We start from the raw sequence: 16,328 nt of genomic DNA on the forward strand, positions 1-16,328 counted from the left end.
CACGCCGTGAAGGTCACCCGAGGGTCACTTGGCCGAGAGCGCCTTGATGTAGTCGTCCAGGACGACGTCGGCCGCGAGCGGGCCGCCGCGCGTGGACCACACCGAGCCGTCGACGGTCACCGTGTGGCCGTTCTTGACGGCGCCCAGCTCCTTGTAGGCGGGCTTGGACCGGACGTCCTTGAGCGCCTTCTCGCCGTCCGAGGTCAGCGTCGACAGGAACAGCCAGTCGCCGTCGATCTCATTGATCTTCTCCAGGCTCAGCGACGGTGTGTGGGCGTTGCCGTCCTTGTTCTGGGACTTGGGCCGCTTCAGCCCCATCTCCAGGGCGACGCCACTGGCGAACTGCTTGTTCTCCATCCAGCTCGGCCCGTCCGGGTTCCATCGGACGATCGAGACCTCGGCGCCCTTGTTCGCACCGAGCTTCTCCCCGGCGGCCTTGGCGGCGGCCTCGTGACCGGTGATGAACTTGTTGGCGTCGTCGAGCTTGTTGACGGCGTTGCCGATCCCGCGGAAGAACAGCTTCCAGTCGTCGGCCGGCGCCATCGTCACCAGCGTGGCCGGGGTGATCTCGCGGAGCTGCTTGAGCACCTGCTCGTCCTGCATGTCGCCGGCGAGGATCAGGTCGGGCTTCGCGGCGACGACCTTGTCCATGACCGGCTGCAGAAGGTTGCCCACGATGTCGATGCCCTCGACCTTGTCGGCGAGGTAGGCCGGGGGCTTGTCCAGGCCCTGCCCGTTGGTGATGCCGACCGGCTTGATGTCCAGCGCCAGCACCGCGTCCAGGTCCTCCTGGGTCAGGGTGACGATGCGCTTGGGCTCCGCCGGTATCTCCACGGCCTTTCCGGTGGCGTCCTTGACCGTGCGGGTCGCGGAGGAGGCGGTGTCCGCCTTGCCCGCCTTGTCCCCGGAGGGCTTGCCCGAGTCGGAGTCCGTGCCGCAGGCCGTCAGGAGGAGGGCGGCGGCCCCGAGCGTGGCGACGGCTCGCGCCGCTCTCCGGGTGGCGGTGCGGGCGGGGCGGCGGTGCAGGATCATCAAGGACTCCGGGTTCAACGGGACGTGAAACGGTGACAGCCGTAGCCACACGGGTGCGGTCATCAGCTGGCGTGCGAGCTAAGGTTAGCCTTACTTTAGCGGCATCGGGCAAGGTGATGCCCATGTCCTTCCGAAAGGCCGGTCCTCGTGGAAATCCGTGTCGAACAGCTCACCGCTGGATACACCGGCCAAACCGCCGTGGATCAGGTCGACCTCACGGTCCACTCCGGACAGGTCGTGGCGATCGTCGGCCCCAACGGCTGCGGTAAATCGACTCTCCTGCGTTCCATGGCCCGCCTCCACCAGCCGCGCTCCGGCACGGTGTTCGTCGGCGACGCCGACATCTGGCAGCTGCGCCAGCGCGACGCCGCCCACCGCGTCGCCCTGCTGCCCCAGGCCCCGCAGGCCCCCGAGGCGGTCACCGTGGCCGGACTCGTACGGTACGGACGCCACCCGCACCAGGGGCTGTTCCGTCAGTGGTCGCAGGAGGACGAGGAGGCCGTCACCCGCGCCCTGGAGGCCACCGGCACCGCGGCTCTGGCCGGCCGCCGCATCGACCAGCTCTCCGGCGGCCAGCGGCAGCGCTGCTGGCTTGCCATGGCCCTCGCCCAGGAGACCCCCGTCGTCCTGCTGGACGAACCCACCAGTGCCCTCGACATCGGTCACGCCGTGGAGGTCCTGGACCTGGTCCGCGAAGTCGCCGCGCAGGGCCGCACCATCGTCATGGTCGTCCACGACCTCGCCGCCGCCGCGCGGTACGCCGACACCCTGGTCGCCATGCGCGACGGGCGGATCATCGCCTCCGGGCCGCCCCGCGAGACCGTGGACGCCGCACTGGTCCAGGAGCTCTACGGCATCGAGGCGGAGATCCTCACCGCGACCTCGGACGGAGCGCCCGTCGTCGTGCCGACCGTGCGCACGCCCGCCGTCGGCGTCTGAGGCACCGCCACCCGCGCCGGTCCGCAGGCGCCCGAGAACGCCGAGGGGCCCCTCCGTCCGGGGGCCCTCGGTCCGTATCCGCCGCATGTGCCGACACGTTCAGGCGGACTCTCCCGTACTGCCTCCACGGAACACGCCGAGGATCCTCTCGGCGGCCAGCGTCGCCGTCAACGTGCCCTCCCGGACCCGCTGTTCGAGCTCCGGTGCGAGCTTCCGCACCGCCGGGTGGCTGTGCAGACTGTCCAGCAGCTCGTCGCGGACCATCGTCCACGTCCAGTCCACCTGCTGGTCCCGCCGCTTGGCCGCCAGCCGGCCCGTCGACTCCAGGACCGTACGGTGCTGCTCCAGTCGCTCCCAGAGCGTGTCGAGGCCGAGCGACTCGCGCGCGCTGCACGTGAGTACGGGGGGTGTCCAGGCCGCGTCCGCCGGATGCATGAGCCTGAGCGCACCCGCCAGTTCGCGGGCCGCCGAGCGGGCGTCGCGTTCGTGCGGGCCGTCGGCCTTGTTCACCGCGATGGCGTCCGCCAGCTCCAGGACGCCCTTCTTGATGCCTTGCAGCTGGTCGCCGGTACGGGCCAGGGTCAGCAGCAGGAACGTGTCGACCATGTTGGCCACCGCCGTCTCCGACTGCCCGACGCCCACCGTCTCCACCAGCACCACGTCGTACCCCGCCGCCTCCATCACCACGATGGACTCCCGGGTCGCCTTGGCCACCCCGCCGAGCGTCCCCGCCGTGGGGGAGGGGCGGACGAAGGCGGCCGGGTCCACCGCGAGGCGCTCCATCCGGGTCTTGTCGCCCAGGATGGATCCGCCCGTACGGGTGGAGGACGGGTCGACCGCCAGCACCGCCACGCGGTGCCCGAGCCCCGTGAGCATCGTGCCGAGCGCGTCGATGAACGTGGACTTGCCCACGCCCGGCACCCCGCTGATCCCGATCCGCCGGGCCGCCCCCGCGTGCGGCAGCAGCCGGCTCAGCAACTGCTGGGCCAACACCCGGTGTTCGGCCCTGGTCGACTCGACGAGCGTGATCGCGCGCGCCACGAACGCCCGCTTCCCGTCGAGTACTCCCCGCACATAACCATCGATGTCGATCTTCGCGGCCATCCGTCAGCGGCTCACAGCTCGTGGCCGAGCGCGGCGCCGAGCCGCGTCACGAGGTCGTGGGCCGCGTCCGGGATCACCGTCCCCGGCGGGAAGACCGAGGCGGCGCCCGCCTCGTGCAGGGCCTCGATGTCCTGCGGCGGAATCACCCCGCCCACCACGATCATGATGTCCTCGCGCCCCTCGGCGGCCAGCTCCTCGCGCAGCGCGGGCACCAGGGTCAGGTGCCCCGCCGCCAGCGAGGAGACGCCCACGATGTGCACGTCGGCCTCGACGGCCTGTCGCGCCACCTCGCCCGGCGTCTGGAACAGCGGGCCGACGTCCACGTCGAAGCCCAGGTCGGCGAAGGCCGTGGCGATCACCTTCTGGCCCCGGTCGTGGCCGTCCTGCCCCATCTTGGCGACCAGGATGCGCGGACGACGGCCCTCCGCCTCCTCGAACGCCTCGACCAGCGCGCGGGTGCGGTCCACCGAAGGGGAGTCCCCTGCCTCTTTGCGGTACACACCGGAGATCGTACGGATCTGCCCGGCGTGCCGCCCGTACACCTTCTCCAGCGCGTCCGAGATCTCCCCGACCGTGGCCATCGCCCGCGCCGCGTCGACCGCCAGCGCCAGCAGATTGCCCTCCAGTCCCGGGCCCGGGTCGCGCTCGGCCGCGGCCGTCAGCGCCCGCAGCGCCTCCTGGCACGCCGTCTCGTCGCGCTCCTCGCGCAGCCGGCGCAGCTTCTCGATCTGCTGGGTGCGCACCGAGGAGTTGTCGACCTTGAGCACATCGATCTTCTCGTCGGTCTCCACCCGGTACTTGTTCACCCCGATCACCGGCTGCCGCCCGGAGTCGATCCGCGCCTGCGTGCGCGCGGCGGCCTCCTCCACCCGGAGCTTGGGGATGCCCGCGTCGATGGCCTTCGCCATGCCGCCGGCCGCCTCGACCTCCTCGATGTGCTGCCAGGCCCGGTCCGCCAGGTCCCGCGTCAGCTTCTCCACGTACGCGCTGCCGCCCCACGGGTCGATGACCCGGCAGGTACCGGACTCCTGCTGGAGCAGGAGCTGCGTGTTACGGGCGATCCGCGCCGAGAAGTCGGTGGGCAGCGCCAGCGCCTCGTCCAGCGCGTTGGTGTGCAGCGACTGGGTGTGCCCCTGCGTCGCGGCCATCGCCTCCACACACGTACGCGTCACGTTGTTGAACACGTCCTGCGCGGTCAGCGACCAGCCCGATGTCTGCGAATGGGTGCGCAGGGACAGCGACTTGGGATTCTTCGGGTCGAACTGCTTGACCAGCCGCGCCCACAGGAGCCGGGCCGCCCGCAGCTTCGCGACCTCCATGAAGAAGTTCATGCCGATCGCCCAGAAGAACGACAGCCGGGGCGCGAACGCGTCGACGTCCAGCCCGGCTTCCTGACCTGCGCGCAGGTACTCCACGCCGTCGGCCAGCGTGTACGCCAGCTCCAGATCGGCCGTCGCCCCGGCCTCCTGGATGTGATACCCGGAGATCGAGATCGAGTTGTAGCGCGGCATCTTCTGCGAGGTGAACGCGAAGATGTCGGAGATGATCCGCATCGAGGGGGTCGGCGGATAGATGTAGGTGTTGCGGACCATGAACTCCTTCAGAATGTCGTTCTGAATGGTCCCGGCCAGCTTCTCGGGCGGTACGCCCTGTTCCTCGGCGGCCACGATGTACAGCGCCAGCACGGGGAGCACCGCGCCGTTCATCGTCATCGACACCGACATCCGGTCCAGCGGAATGCCGTCGAACAGCTGGCGCATGTCGTAGATCGAGTCGATCGCCACACCGGCCATGCCGACGTCGCCGGTCACCCGGGGGTGGTCGCTGTCGTACCCCCGGTGGGTCGGCAGGTCGAAGGCGACGGAGAGGCCCTTCTGCCCGGCCGCGAGGTTGCGCCGGTAGAAGGCGTTGGACTCCTCGGCCGTGGAGAACCCGGCGTACTGACGGATCGTCCAGGGCTGGTTGACGTACATCGTCGGGTAGGGCCCGCGCAGATACGGGGCGATGCCCGGGTACGAGTGCAGCGCGTCCAGGCCCTCCAGGTCCTCGCCGGTGTAGAGCGGCTTGACCGTGATGCCCTCGGGCGTCTCCCAGCGCGGGGCCTCGGCGCCGTCGGCCGCCTTGGTCACCGCCGCCCGCCACTCACCGGCGGAACCGGCGGGCGGTGCGGTGGACGTGAGCGGCACGTCGGAGAAGTCGGGAACGGAGGGTTTCTGTTCCGTGGGCGGTGTCGGCATCACGCCACTCCCATGCGGTCGAGTACGGAGGTGAGAACGGCGACCGCGTCGCAGCCCGCGAAGATGTAGCTGTCGACACCGGCGTACTCGCCGGGCCGGCCGGCGAGGAACACCTGCGCGGCCCCCGCCGACTTCAGCGCACCGGCCACCCGCTCCGCCTGCTCGGCGTACAGCGCGTCCGACGAGCACAGGGCGGCGACCGTCGCCCCGGAAGCGGTCAGCGCGTCGGCAGCCGTGGCCCCGCCCTCGATGGCCTCCGGCACCGGACCGTGCACCGCCTCGATCCCGCCCGCCCCGAAGAGGTTGACGGCGAACGAGACCCGCGCGGTGTGCGCGGCGGCGGGGCCGAGCGCGGCGATGAACACCTTCGGGCGGCTCCCGGTCGCCGCGAGGTGCGCGTCCGACCGGGCGCGCAGCGCCTCGAACGCCTCGTCGCGACGGACCCGGGGCAGACCGCCCGGAGCCCCGGCGTACGCGTCGGCCGCGGGCTCGCGCTCCACCGGACGCTCGCCGGGCAGCGGGAACTCGCTGACCCCGGTGATCGGCTCCTTGCGGTGGGCCAGCTTCGCACTGCGCGCCGCCCAGGTGGCGGTGAGCCGCTCCGCGACCAGCCCGGAGCGCAGGGCGGCGGGCAGCCCGCCCGCCCGTTCGGTCTCCTGGAAGAACGCCCAGGCGGCCGCGGCGAGTTCGTCCGTCAGCCGCTCCACATACCAGGAGCCGCCCGCCGGGTCGATGACCCGCGCCAGGTGCGACTCCTCCATGAGGATCGTCGAGGTGTTACGGGCGATACGCCGAGCGAACGCGTCCGGCAGGCCCAGCGCGTGATCGAACGGCAGCACGGTCACGGAGTCCGCGCCGCCGACGCCCGCACCGAGCGTGGCCAGCGTGGTGCGCAGCATGTTCACCCACGGGTCGCGGCGCGTCATCATCACCGGCGAGGTGACGGCGTGCTGCCGCTGGGCCCCGGCGGCGGGAGCACCGGAGGCCTCGGCGACCCGCGCCCAGAGCCGACGCGCCGCGCGCAGCTTGGCGATGGTCAGGAACTGGTCGGCGGTGGCCGCGTAACGGAACTCCAGCTGCCCGCAGGCCGCCTCCACGCTCATCCCGGCACCGGTCAGGGCCCGCAGGTAGGCGACGCCGGTCGCCAGGGAGAGCCCCAGCTCCTCGGCGGCCGAACCGCCCGCCTCGTGGTAGGGCAGCGCGTCCACGGCGACGGCCCGCAGCCCCGGGTACTCCGCGTCGCACCGCTGAGCCCAGCGCACGGCGGCGCCGAGGTCCGCACCGACGCCCGTCCGGGCCTGGTGGCCGAGCGGGTCGGCGCCCAGCGTGCCGTGCGCCTGGCTCCTGGCGACGCCGCGCTCCTCGTACAGCCGCAGCAGCTCCGTCGCCGCGGCGTCCAGGTCGGCCGGGGCGTCGAGGGCGATGGGCGCGAGGTCGAGATACACGCCGTCCAGCGCCCGGGCGAGCCCGTCGACGGGGACGCCCGCCGGACCGCCCACCGTGAGCCAGAGCGAGGTGACCCCGTTCTCCAGATCGCCGAGCACCGCCTCGTTCAGCCGGGCGGGGTCGCGCAGGGCGTGGCGTTGTCGCACGTCCCAGCCGCCGGCCGCGTTCCCTCCGGCCCTGCTGCCCCGGGTGAAGGGGGCGAAGCCGGGGAAACCGGTGTCCGGCGACTCGTCGTGCGCGGTGTAGAGGGGGCGGGTGGTGAGCCCGTCCTCCAGTGTGGTGGACAGCGCTTCCTCGGCGGCCGAGCCCGAGACTTCCTTGCCCGACTTGCGCAGAACGCCTTCGACGAGGCTCTGCCACTGGTCATGGGAGGGGTCGGGGAACGCGGCGGCCGGAGAGAGCCCGTCAGCAGGCTGGACCGTCATGCTCAGATGCTAGGCCAGTGCGCCGAACCAGCAGCAGGGGCACCTGCTGTGACCTTGCCCTCTCGGAGATGTACTTGATCCTTTACATACAGTCGCGTAACCGGCGTGAGGGACGGACCATGGCAACACGGCAGTCCTCGACATCGGGGTGAATCGGGACAGTGATGCATATTATGTGTGAAGTTTCCTGATCTCTTATGCCATACCTGGAATGCCGTATCCACCCCGGCGCCCCTGCGGCCGCCGGGATACGGAGAGGACGCGACCGTGGCCGTCGGACCTGTGGAGTACCTCGTCATCGCTTTCCCCGGCAGTCGCTTCACCGGGTCGGTCGCCCCCGCTCTCGCCGGCGCCGTGTCGTCCGGAGCCGTACGCGCCGGTGACCTGGCATTCGTCCGTCGGTCCGAGGGTGGCGTGCTCGCCTCCGTGGAGCTGCGGGAGCTGGACCCCGGGGGAGCGGTTCCCGCGGATGCGGCGGAGGGCGGGGCGGCGGCGGTACTGGGCGCGGAGGACGTCGACCGGCTCGACGGGAGCGTGCCGTCGGGCGATGTCGTGGCGATCGTCGTCCGGGAAGACCTGTGGACCACCCGGCTCGCCCGTACGGCCCGCGAGGCGGGCGGCACCTTCGTCGCGCACGAGCGCCTCGGCGCCGGCGGGGACGGTGGGCCCGGTGGGTCCGGTGGGTCCGGTGGGTCCGGTGGGGAAGATGCCGCGGGGGACGACATCATCACCCGGCTGGAGCGGCTCGCCGAACTGTGGAAGCGGGACGTCCTCACCGACGCCGAGTTCGTGGAGCAGAAGACGAAACTCCTGTCGGACTGATGTCCGGCCCGCGTCCCGGGGTGCCGCACGGCGTCCTCCCGTGGTGCTTTCCTTGCCGCATGCGACGTTGATCCTTATATGTGGAATTCATCGGGGAAAGAGGCAGTTCATCGTGCAGACCGCCCGGACCGTTCCGGCCACCACCGTTGTCAATCTGCGCGACCTGGGCGGCATCGCCCTGGGCCGTGACCGCCGGGTGCGGCAGGGCGTCCTGTTCCGCTCGGGTCAGCTGAGCGAGCTCACCCCGGAGAGCGACCGGGCCGTGTCCGCACTCGGCATCCGGACCGTCGTGGACCTGCGCACCGCCGACGAGCGCCAGTGGGCCCCGGACCGGCTGCCGGACCGGGCGAGGCTCTTCGTCGCCGATGTACTGGGCGACCACCCGGGCGTGGCGCCCGCCCGGCTGCGGTCCCTGCTCAACGACCCGGTCGAGGCGGAGCGGACGCTGGGGGGCGGCCGGGCCGAGGAACTGTTCGCCGAGACCTACCGGAAGATGGTCCTCTCGCCCGGCGCGGCGGCCGCCTACCGCGCCTTCCTGGAGACGGCGGCCGACCCCGGTGCGCGCCCGGTGCTCTTCCACTGCACGGCCGGCAAGGACCGTACCGGCTGGGCGGCAGCCGTACTGCTGATGATCCTGGGAGCGGCCCGCGCGACGGTGCGGTCGGACTTCCTCGCGGTCAATCCCGCTGTGCGGGCCGCATTCGCCCCGCACGTGGCGAAGTTCCTCGACGGCGGGGGAGACCCCGCGATCGCCGCGGCGATCATCGAGGTCCGCCCCCGCTACCTGGACGTGGCGCTCGACGCCATGGACGAGCGCTGGGGCGGCCTCGACGGCTATGTGCGCAACGGGTTGCGTGTGCCCGACGCCGCACTGGAGCGGCTGCGCGACGGCCTGGTCATCCGCGGCTGAAGCGACGGAAACGCGGCAAGGGGCCCGCTACAGGCGTACGAGGCGTTCCGTGAGGTCGCGGTAGCGCTGGAGAGCGATCCGCAGATCCTCGGTGCTCGTGTTCCCGCGTTCCCGCGTCGCGCGGTGTGCACCCGGCGGTAGCCGTCGACGGGCGCGGCGTGGTGGACGGAGAGCGAGTCCGTACGGTCCTCGAAGTCCTCGCCGGCCGGGAAGCCGCGCTCGCGCGACAGATTCGGCCTGCAGCGCGTCGGCTTCGGTGAGCGTCCGCTCCGGCGATTCGACTCCGGCGATTCGACGAGCAGTTCCTGGGAGCTCGCCCAGTGGGTGGCGCAGCCCGCGTGGGCCCCCTCGGTCAGCGGGTGCTCATCCAGGTGCCCGTGCCGCTTCACCCGACCGCCGAGCTCCTGCTCGGCCGCCGTGGTGCCACCGCCGTGCCGGGCGACCACGCGCTCGTACTCCGGTCCGAAGCGGCTGCGCAGTCCCCGGCCGCCGGCGAGGCGTCCACGAAGCGGGAAGTACGCGGCGATGGCCGCCACGGCGGCCACGGCGATGATGACCGCTGTTGTCATGGCTGCCGCCCCCGACGTTCATCGGCCGGTACGTGGCTCTGCTGTCGCAGCGGTCAACCCCTTTCGGTCCGGGCCCGGCGGTAATCGCCGGTCGGGGTAAACGAGTTCGTGTACTCTCGGCTCCCCGTTCGAGGCAGCCGCGCTGCGGCGGAAGGCTTCGCGCGACGCTCTGGGTAGGGTGAAGGAGTCGGATCGGCGGACAGGTCGGAGGGGCACGCGATGACGGAACGCAAACCACCGGGAGTGAGTTTCGAATCCTGGGTCGACCGGCAGATCCACGAGGCGGAACAGCGCGGCGACTTCTCCGCGCTCCCGGGCTTCGGCAAGCCGATCGCCGGCCTGGAACGCCCGTACGACGAGGCCTGGTGGATCAAGCAGAAGATGCAGCGGGAGGGCGTGTCGATGCTGCCGCCCGCGCTGGCCCTGCGCAAGGAGGCGGAAGACGTCCCCGGCGCGGTCTCCGCGGCCCGTACCGAGGCCGAGGTGCGGCGCATCCTGACCGAGGTGAACGAGAAGATCGAGCGGGCGATCCGGATGCCTCCCGAGGGCCCGCCGCTGCAGCTGAAGCCCTTCGACGTGGACGGGACCGTACGTCGCTGGCGCGAGGAACGCCGCCCGGCCTGAAGCTGCCGGCGTGCCGCATAATCGCCGTATGGAACCGGAGAGTGCAGGGCGGCGGCGCGGGCCCGCCGCACGGCGCGTCGACGTGGTGGTCCGCCGGGCCGCGGCGCGCGACGCCGGCCGTCTCACCCGGCTGGTCCGCACATCACGCGCCTACGAGGGCCCGTACGCACCGATGGTCGAGGGCTACCGGGTCGGGCCGGACTACATCGGGACGCACCGGGTCTTCGTCGCCGCGGACGGCGGTACGGGCCAGATCCTCGGTTTCTACGCACTGCTCCTCGACCCGCCGGAACTGGACCTGATGTTCGTCGCCGACTCCGCCCAGGGGCGCGGCATCGGCCGACTGCTCATCTCCCATCTGCGCGAGGAGGCCCGGAGCGCCGGCCTCACGGGCGTCCGGATTGTTTCCCACCCGCCCGCCGAGGGCTTCTACCGGAGCATCGGCGCCGAACCCGTCGGCACCGTCCGGGCCAACCCGCCGGCCGTGATGTGGGACCGCCCCGAGTTGCTGCTCCGCACCGGCTGAGGCGTGCTGTGCCGGGCACGACCGGAGCCCGGCCGCGGTGCGCGGCCGGGCCCCGGGGCAGGGGCGGGGTGCTGCCGGTGGTGATCAGCCGCCGTACGGGCGGGTGATCAGCTCCAGACCATGACCGCTCGGATCGGGGAAGTACACGCCCCGACCGCCGTCGTTGTGGTTGATCTCGCCGGGAAGCTTCTGATGGGGATCGGCGTAGAAGTCGATCTCCAGCTCCTGGATCTTCGCGAACGCGGTGTCGAACTCCGCCTCCGAGATGAGGAAGGCGTAGTGCTGCGGGGTGATCGAAGCGGCGGGAACCGTCGCGAAATCCAGCGTGACGCTGTTCGCGAGAACGACCGGAATGAACGGCCCCCACTCCTCTCCGACCGTCAGGCCCAGCAGATCCGCCAGAAATTCGGCGGACTCGCGGTTGTCCCGGCAATGGACGATGGTGTGGTTCAACTCGACTGGCACGGTGGAATGCCTCCAACGGGCATCTCACGGGCTGCCTCCACGCCTCACCCGGCCGGTGACCGACGCGCGACGCCCTGCGGTGATCATAGGCGGGCCGTGCGCACCGGTCCACGGTGTTACGACCGTTACGGCGGGGAGCCCGTGAGATCCGGCCATCGGCACGCCGGCACCCCCGCCCGGGGGCTCTCCAGGAGGAAGGGAGGCCACGTGACACCCAGCAGAGGCCGTCAGGAGACCCAGGAGGAGCGGGCGGACCGGCAGTGGGCCGAACTTCTCCAGGAGCTGCGCGTCGCACAGACCGGGGTGCAGATCCTCTTCGGCTTCCTGCTCGCGGTGGTCTTCCAGTCGCGGTTCGAGGACCTGGGGGACACCGACCGGACCATCTACGTCGTCACCGTCATGCTGGGCTCGGCGACCGCGGCGGCGCTCGTCGGACCCGTGTCGTACCACCGGATCCTCACCGGCCGCCGGATGAAGCCCGAGACGGTCATCTGGGCGTCCAGGATGACCGTTCTCGGCCTGGTGCTGCTCTTCTGCACGATGTGCTCGGCGCTCCTGCTGATCCTGCGCGTCGCCCTGCACAGCCAGCTGGCTCTGTGGCTGGTCGGCGCGATGGCCCTGTGGTTCCTGGCCTGCTGGTTCGTCTTCCCGGTGTGGGCCCTGGCCCGAGGACGTTCCGTCCGGCGCGAGGAGGCGGGCGGGGGCGGCGAGGAGGAGCCGCCCGCCCGGGGGAGGGACGACAAGCCTTAGAACCGGTCAGGCCGGGCTGCGCACATCGGTCACCGCGAACATCGCGCCGTCCGGATCCCGCAGCGTGACCTCGGTGCCCCCGAAGCCGGTGCGCTCCTCGACGAGGGCGCCGCCGTGCCGTCCGGCCGCGGAGACCGTCGCCGTGAGGTCCGTCACCGGGAACTGGACCTGCCAGTGCGGGCGCACCACCGGGTCGACCGCACTCTCCACGGCGCCGGAGCTGATCCGGGCCAGCGGATGTCCCTCGCACCGCACGATGACCTCGTCGCCCTCGTACGCCACATCGCAGCATCCCGGCCGCCCGCTCGCCCAGTCGAGTACCTCGCCGTAGAAGATTGCCGCGTCGAAGGCGTTCCGGGTCCGTAGCCGCAGCCAGGCGTGTGCGTGATCGGCCGGGGCCGGCGGTGAGGCGGAGGCTTCGGTGCGCTCCCAGAGGCCGAAGAACTCCCCGTCCCGGCCCGACGCCAGCACCCCGCGTCCCTTGCCGAGCGCCAGCGGGCCCACCGCCACGGTCCCGCTGCGCTCGCGGATGCGGGAGGCGGCCACGTCCGCGTCCTCCACCGCGAAGTACGGTGTCCAGGCCACCGCGACCTGGTATGCCGACGAGACGGCGAAGACACCGGCCACCGGAACCTCGTCGCGGTAGGCCACGGCGTAGTCGGACCCGAGCCGTCCGGGGCGGAACGACCAGCTCAGGACCTGTGTGTAGAACCGCTCGGCGGTCTCCAGGTTCCGGGTCATGAGGGTGACCCAGCACGGTGCGGCCGACCCCGTCAGCGGTGCCGTCGACGATGCCGTACGGGGGTCACTTCCGGTCATGGGTCCTGCCTTCCTCGGGGAGCGGCGTCCTGCCCGGCCGCTGCGGTCCAGCAACCAGCCTCGACCGGCCCGCCCGGTCCCGCAACGCGGGCCCGGGTCACAGACCTGCGCGCGACGGGGCGTTCGTGATGTGGAGGAAGATCCGGTCGGCCTGCGGCCACCGGTCGGCCATCGCCTCCCTGATGCGTATCGGGACCTCCTCGATCCGCTCGCTGTCGATGCCGGGGCGACGCCGAGGACGATCATCCCCGCCGGAGTGCGGCGGGGAGGAAGACCTCGTCAAGGCTGTCGGCGACCGAGTGGGCGGCCTCCGCCGACAGGGCGGGGGACCGTGAGTCGGTACGTCGGTCGGCGGCCTAGCCAGCCATCACGACCTCCTGAGCGGAGGGGCCGACGGAGCGGGGCGGTCAGCTGCTCGGCCGCTCCTCGTCGGGCGGCAGCGGCCCGTTGCCGTGGTCCTTCAGCTCGTACGGCGACAGGGCGTGGCCGTCCTCGGGGAACTGGTCGGAGGAATGCGGGTCGTGCCGCTCGACGTGGGTGCGCCGCTCGGGCTTCTCCGGCTGCTCATCGGGCCGCGGCGGCGGCGGCTCGGCGTCGTGCTTGCGCTTGCTGAGGATGAAGCCACCGATCAGCAGGGCGACGACCGCCAGCGCCGCGACACCGAGGAAGACCCCGAGGGCCCCTGCGCCGTCCGCGAGCGGTACCTCGGCGGACGCCTCGACGGCATTGACTGCATTCAGAACATCCATATAACCCGCATACCCCAGGAAGAGGTCATCAGTCAGGCATTCACATCAATTCATGTTTTATGGGTATCTCAGGGGAAACGCGTTTCGCACGGTGCGAAACGGCTACACGATGATGGCCGAGCGGACCGGACCGTGTGAGCTCGTCGGCGACGGGGTGGCGGCGGAAGAGGGCGGGTTCGGCTTCTCGGTCACCACCGACCACCGCGTCCCCCGGCCGGCGGAACAGGGGCACGCCCCCTACGCCTGGGCGGTGCCGGGCGCCGCGGGCGCAGGTCACCTCGCGCATTCGCGCATCGGCCTGACGACGTACGTGAACTGCCCGACCGTCCGCCACCACCCCACCGTCGTCGCCCGGAAGGCGGCGACGGTCCAGATCCTCGCCGAGGGCCGCTTCCGGCTCGGCCTCGGTTCCGGCGAGAACCTCGACGAGCACGTCGTCGGCGGTGGCCGTCCGGCCGTCCCCGTACGGCTGGAGACGCTGGAAGAATCCGTGCGGATCATCCGGCCGCTGCTGGAGGGCCGGCCCCCCTGGTGATCGCGACCGGGGCCGAGAGCTCTCTGCCGGAGGCCTTCGACCGGGGCCCGGCCACCTTCGCCCAGGCCACCGACCATGTCCGGCCCGGGGGCGTCGCCGCCGCGATCCCGTGCGGGCAGGACGTCGGCAGTTCGTCGACACGGTCCACGCCTGCACCGACGCGGGCTTCACCGAGATCGCCCCGGTCCAGGCGGGCGGGGAACATCAGCGCTCCTTCATCGCGTGGGCCGGAACAGCCCTCCTGCCCGCCCTCCGGGAGCTCCAGCCCCCCATCGGGCGCTTCCCGTGTCGCCGTCGGCCGGATACGGGGTCAGCCTGGAGTGGTCCCGAAGGCCGGCACCCAGCGGAAGGAACCACGGTGAACAGCACCCCCGAACAGAACGGCGAGGACCACCCGGCGGGCCGGGAGGTGGTGGTCTCGCTCAGCCGCTGCGACACCCAGGACGCGCGGACCGTGTTCGACGTGCTCGCCACCGCCTTCGCCTCGGACCACCCGATGGGCGAGACCCCCACGCCGGCCGCCGGCCCCCGCCCGACCGTCTGGGTCACCACCGTCGACGTATCCGAACCGAGGGCCGACGCCGCCCCCGCCCGCCTCACCGCACCGGTCACGGTGGACGCCCAGGGCGGCTACTGGGCCGTCGACCGGCTACGGACCCACCTCACCGGCGCCTTCGCGGTGAGCGTCGTCGGTACGGCCGCCGGGGACCAGGAGCAGGAGGTCAGGCTGCGGCTTGAGAGCCGCTGACGGCCCGGACGAGAACACGAGCGGGGTGACCCCGCCCCGCGGCGAAGCGAAAGGCGCACGCATGGACTCCCTCGCTCTCGGAGCGGACCTCGAACCGGAACCGGTCGTCGACGCGCACTCCGCCGTGACGCTGTACGTCAACGGCGAGGCGACGACGCTGACCGTCGACCACCGCACCACGGTCCTGGAGACGCTGCGGGAGAGCTTCGGCCTCACCGGGGCCAAGAAGGGCTGCGACCACGGCCAGTGCGGAGCCTGCACGGTCCTCGTCGACGGGCGGCGGGTCAACAGCTGTCTGCTGCTCGCCGTCGCCCAGAACGGCGCTACGATCACGACCGTGGAAGGGCTCGCCGACGGCGAGAGCCTGCACCCGGTACAGCGGGCGTTCGTCGAGCGGGACGCCCTCCAGTGCGGCTTCTGCACCCCGGGCCAGATCTGCTCGGCCGTGGGCATGCTCCGCGAGGCCGCCGACGGCCATCCCTCGCACGCCACCGAACCGGACAGCCCCGTCGTGCTCGACGCCGACGAGATCCGGGAACGGATGAGCGGCAACCTGTGCCGGTGCGGGGCCTACCCCCGGATCGTCGAAGCCATCGAGGACGTGATCGAGTGAAGCCGTTCGGTTATGTGCGCCCCGCCTCCACCGACGAGGCCGTCCGGCTCTGCGCGGCCGGATCCGGCGCCCGCTTCCTGGGCGGCGGCACCAATCTCGTGGACCTGATGAAGCTCGGTGTGGAGACGCCCCGGGTCCTCATCGACGTCGCCGGGCTGCCGCTGGACCGGGTGACCCGGACGGCCGACGGCGGCCTGAGCATCGGCGCCACCGTGCGCAACAGCGACCTCGCCGCCCACCCCGACGTGACGGAGAGCTACCCCGCGCTGTCCCGGGCGCTGCTGGCCGGGGCCTCCGGCCAGCTCCGCAACACCGCCACCACCGGCGGCAACCTGCTCCAGCGCACCCGGTGCCGCTACTTCCAGGACGTCTCCAAACCCTGCAACAAGAGACTCCCCGGGTCCGGCTGCCCCGCCCGCGAAGGGACCCACCGCGACCTCGCGATCCTCGGGCACTCGCCGGAGTGCGTGGCCACCAACCCGTCCGACATGGCCGTGGCCCTCGCCGCGCTCGACGCGACCGTGGTGCTCCTGGGGCCCGAGGGCGAACGGATCGTCCCCGTCACCGAATTCCACCGCCTGCCGGGGGAGAACCCCGACCAGGACACCGTGATCAGACCCGGCGAGCTGATCACCGAAGTGGTGCTTCCGCCGCCGGTGCCCGGGACGGCCTCCCGCTACCGCAAGGCCCGCGACCGCGCCTCGTTCGCCTTCGCGCTGGTCTCCGTCGCCGCCACGCTCCGGGTGGACGCCGGCCGCGTCGAGCACGCCACGCTCGCGTTCGGTGGTGTCGCCCACCGGCCGTGGCGCGCCCGCAGGGCCGAGGCAGAGCTGCGCGGCGCCCCCGCCACGCCCGCCGTATTCCAGCACGCCCTGATCGCCGAACTGGCCGAGGCCCAGCCGCTGCGCGACAACGCGTTCAAGGTGGACCTCGCCCGCCGGCTAGCCGTCGACGTGCTCGGCGAACTCACCGCCCGGCAACCCGCCCGGACCGGCTGAACCGCCCGGACCGGCTG

At 71.9% G+C, this 16,328-nt stretch carries 17 protein-coding genes and 1 pseudogene; 10 read left to right on the plus strand and 8 right to left on the minus strand.

All coding sequences use genetic code 11. The features are described from left to right. Window positions 1-24: 24 nt before the first annotated feature. Entirely contained in the window at window positions 25-1,032 is a 1,008-nt protein-coding gene (locus B9S58_RS33200; protein WP_103535609.1) for an iron-siderophore ABC transporter substrate-binding protein, read from the minus strand. A gap of 147 nt (window positions 1,033-1,179) precedes the next feature. Here B9S58_RS33200 and B9S58_RS33205 point away from each other — a divergent pair, with 147 nt between their 5' ends. Continuing rightward, on the plus strand, window positions 1,180-1,971 hold the full coding sequence (locus tag B9S58_RS33205; RefSeq protein ID WP_103535610.1) for an ABC transporter ATP-binding protein: 792 nt from the start codon (window positions 1,180-1,182) through the stop codon (window positions 1,969-1,971). A gap of 99 nt (window positions 1,972-2,070) precedes the next feature. Here B9S58_RS33205 and meaB read toward each other — a convergent pair whose 3' ends face one another. The 3 genes from meaB to B9S58_RS33220 are packed head-to-tail and all read right to left on the minus strand — an operon-like array spanning window position 2,071 to window position 7,183. After that, on the minus strand, window positions 2,071-3,075 hold the full coding sequence (meaB, locus tag B9S58_RS33210; RefSeq protein WP_103535611.1) for a methylmalonyl Co-A mutase-associated GTPase MeaB: 1,005 nt from the start codon (window positions 3,073-3,075) through the stop codon (window positions 2,071-2,073). Window positions 3,076-3,086: 11 nt separating this feature from the next. Further along, on the minus strand, window positions 3,087-5,312 hold the full coding sequence (gene scpA, locus B9S58_RS33215; RefSeq protein WP_103535612.1) for a methylmalonyl-CoA mutase: 2,226 nt from the start codon (window positions 5,310-5,312) through the stop codon (window positions 3,087-3,089). Continuing rightward, on the minus strand, window positions 5,312-7,183 hold the full coding sequence (locus tag B9S58_RS33220) for a methylmalonyl-CoA mutase subunit beta (protein WP_103535613.1): 1,872 nt from the start codon (window positions 7,181-7,183) through the stop codon (window positions 5,312-5,314). The genes scpA and B9S58_RS33220 overlap by 1 nt, the downstream gene beginning before the upstream one ends. A 267-nt stretch (window positions 7,184-7,450) precedes the next feature. Here B9S58_RS33220 and B9S58_RS33225 point away from each other — a divergent pair, with 267 nt between their 5' ends. Both B9S58_RS33225 and B9S58_RS33230 read left to right on the plus strand, forming a co-directional pair. After that, entirely contained in the window at window positions 7,451-8,005 is a 555-nt protein-coding gene (locus tag B9S58_RS33225) for an SHOCT domain-containing protein (RefSeq protein ID WP_103535614.1), read from the plus strand. A 112-nt stretch (window positions 8,006-8,117) separates the two neighbouring features. Next, the gene (locus tag B9S58_RS33230) at window positions 8,118-8,915 is read left to right on the plus strand and encodes a tyrosine-protein phosphatase (protein WP_103535615.1); all 798 of its coding nucleotides are present in this window, start codon (window positions 8,118-8,120) and stop codon (window positions 8,913-8,915) included. Here the strand turns inward: B9S58_RS33230 and B9S58_RS33235 are convergent. Next, window positions 8,840-9,484 carry a hypothetical protein gene (locus B9S58_RS33235; RefSeq protein ID WP_181009542.1) on the minus strand — a complete coding sequence of 215 codons (645 nt, stop codon included), beginning with the start codon at window positions 9,482-9,484 and terminating at the stop codon, window positions 8,840-8,842. The genes B9S58_RS33230 and B9S58_RS33235 overlap by 76 nt on opposite strands. Window positions 9,485-9,703: 219 nt before the next feature. Here B9S58_RS33235 and B9S58_RS33240 point away from each other — a divergent pair, with 219 nt between their 5' ends. Beyond that, window positions 9,704-10,108, plus strand: a complete 405-nt coding sequence (locus B9S58_RS33240; RefSeq protein WP_103535616.1) for a DUF1992 domain-containing protein — start codon at window positions 9,704-9,706, stop codon at window positions 10,106-10,108. Between the two features lie 28 nt (window positions 10,109-10,136). Continuing rightward, window positions 10,137-10,634, plus strand: a complete 498-nt coding sequence (locus B9S58_RS33245; RefSeq protein ID WP_103535617.1) for a GNAT family N-acetyltransferase — start codon at window positions 10,137-10,139, stop codon at window positions 10,632-10,634. An 84-nt stretch (window positions 10,635-10,718) separates the two neighbouring features. Here the strand turns inward: B9S58_RS33245 and B9S58_RS33250 are convergent, their stop codons facing one another. Continuing rightward, on the minus strand, window positions 10,719-11,099 hold the full coding sequence (locus B9S58_RS33250) for a VOC family protein (protein WP_103535618.1): 381 nt from the start codon (window positions 11,097-11,099) through the stop codon (window positions 10,719-10,721). A 207-nt stretch (window positions 11,100-11,306) separates the two neighbouring features. Between B9S58_RS33250 and B9S58_RS33255 the strand changes: the two genes are divergently transcribed. Continuing rightward, window positions 11,307-11,849 (plus strand): DUF6328 family protein, encoded by a 543-nt coding sequence (locus B9S58_RS33255; protein ID WP_103535619.1) that lies wholly within the window; start codon window positions 11,307-11,309, stop codon window positions 11,847-11,849. A 6-nt stretch (window positions 11,850-11,855) separates the two neighbouring features. Here the strand turns inward: B9S58_RS33255 and B9S58_RS33260 are convergent, their stop codons facing one another. Then, the gene (locus tag B9S58_RS33260; RefSeq protein WP_103535620.1) at window positions 11,856-12,668 is read right to left on the minus strand and encodes a VOC family protein; all 813 of its coding nucleotides are present in this window, start codon (window positions 12,666-12,668) and stop codon (window positions 11,856-11,858) included. A 407-nt stretch (window positions 12,669-13,075) separates the two neighbouring features. Continuing rightward, the gene (locus B9S58_RS33270; RefSeq protein WP_103535622.1) at window positions 13,076-13,417 is read right to left on the minus strand and encodes a DUF6479 family protein; all 342 of its coding nucleotides are present in this window, start codon (window positions 13,415-13,417) and stop codon (window positions 13,076-13,078) included. Window positions 13,418-13,469: 52 nt separating this feature from the next. Between B9S58_RS33270 and B9S58_RS37650 the strand changes: the two are divergent. The 4 genes and pseudogenes from B9S58_RS37650 to B9S58_RS33290 all read left to right on the plus strand — a co-directional run. Beyond that, window positions 13,470-14,214: pseudogene (locus B9S58_RS37650) on the plus strand (LLM class flavin-dependent oxidoreductase); the annotation flags it as partial. 96 nt (window positions 14,215-14,310) lie between these two features. After that, window positions 14,311-14,700, plus strand: a complete 390-nt coding sequence (locus B9S58_RS33280) for a hypothetical protein (RefSeq protein WP_103535624.1) — start codon at window positions 14,311-14,313, stop codon at window positions 14,698-14,700. Between the two features lie 61 nt (window positions 14,701-14,761). Then, on the plus strand, window positions 14,762-15,313 hold the full coding sequence (locus tag B9S58_RS33285) for a (2Fe-2S)-binding protein (RefSeq protein ID WP_103535625.1): 552 nt from the start codon (window positions 14,762-14,764) through the stop codon (window positions 15,311-15,313). Beyond that, window positions 15,310-16,311, plus strand: a complete 1,002-nt coding sequence (locus B9S58_RS33290; protein ID WP_103535626.1) for a xanthine dehydrogenase family protein subunit M — start codon at window positions 15,310-15,312, stop codon at window positions 16,309-16,311. Before B9S58_RS33285 ends, B9S58_RS33290 begins: the two co-directional genes overlap by 4 nt. Window positions 16,312-16,328: the final 17 nt, after the last annotated feature.

The organism is Streptomyces sp. SM11 (genome assembly GCF_002910905.1).
In the GTDB taxonomy this organism is placed as follows: domain Bacteria; phylum Actinomycetota; class Actinomycetes; order Streptomycetales; family Streptomycetaceae; genus Streptomyces.

Coding starts and splice junctions, on each gene's coding strand:
- B9S58_RS33235 (WP_181009542.1), bottom strand. CDS start 9,484: ATGACAACAGCGGTCATCATCGCCGTGGCCGCCGTGGCGGCCATCGCC.
- B9S58_RS33245 (WP_103535617.1), top strand. CDS start 10,137: ATGGAACCGGAGAGTGCAGGGCGGCGGCGCGGGCCCGCCGCACGGCGC.
- meaB (WP_103535611.1), bottom strand. CDS start 3,075: ATGGCCGCGAAGATCGACATCGATGGTTATGTGCGGGGAGTACTCGAC.
- B9S58_RS33200 (WP_103535609.1), bottom strand. CDS start 1,032: ATGATCCTGCACCGCCGCCCCGCCCGCACCGCCACCCGGAGAGCGGCG.
- B9S58_RS33220 (WP_103535613.1), bottom strand. CDS start 7,183: ATGACGGTCCAGCCTGCTGACGGGCTCTCTCCGGCCGCCGCGTTCCCC.
- scpA (WP_103535612.1), bottom strand. CDS start 5,312: ATGCCGACACCGCCCACGGAACAGAAACCCTCCGTTCCCGACTTCTCC.
- B9S58_RS33260 (WP_103535620.1), bottom strand. CDS start 12,668: ATGACCGGAAGTGACCCCCGTACGGCATCGTCGACGGCACCGCTGACG.
- B9S58_RS33240 (WP_103535616.1), top strand. CDS start 9,704: ATGACGGAACGCAAACCACCGGGAGTGAGTTTCGAATCCTGGGTCGAC.
- B9S58_RS33270 (WP_103535622.1), bottom strand. CDS start 13,417: ATGGATGTTCTGAATGCAGTCAATGCCGTCGAGGCGTCCGCCGAGGTA.
- B9S58_RS33285 (WP_103535625.1), top strand. CDS start 14,762: ATGGACTCCCTCGCTCTCGGAGCGGACCTCGAACCGGAACCGGTCGTC.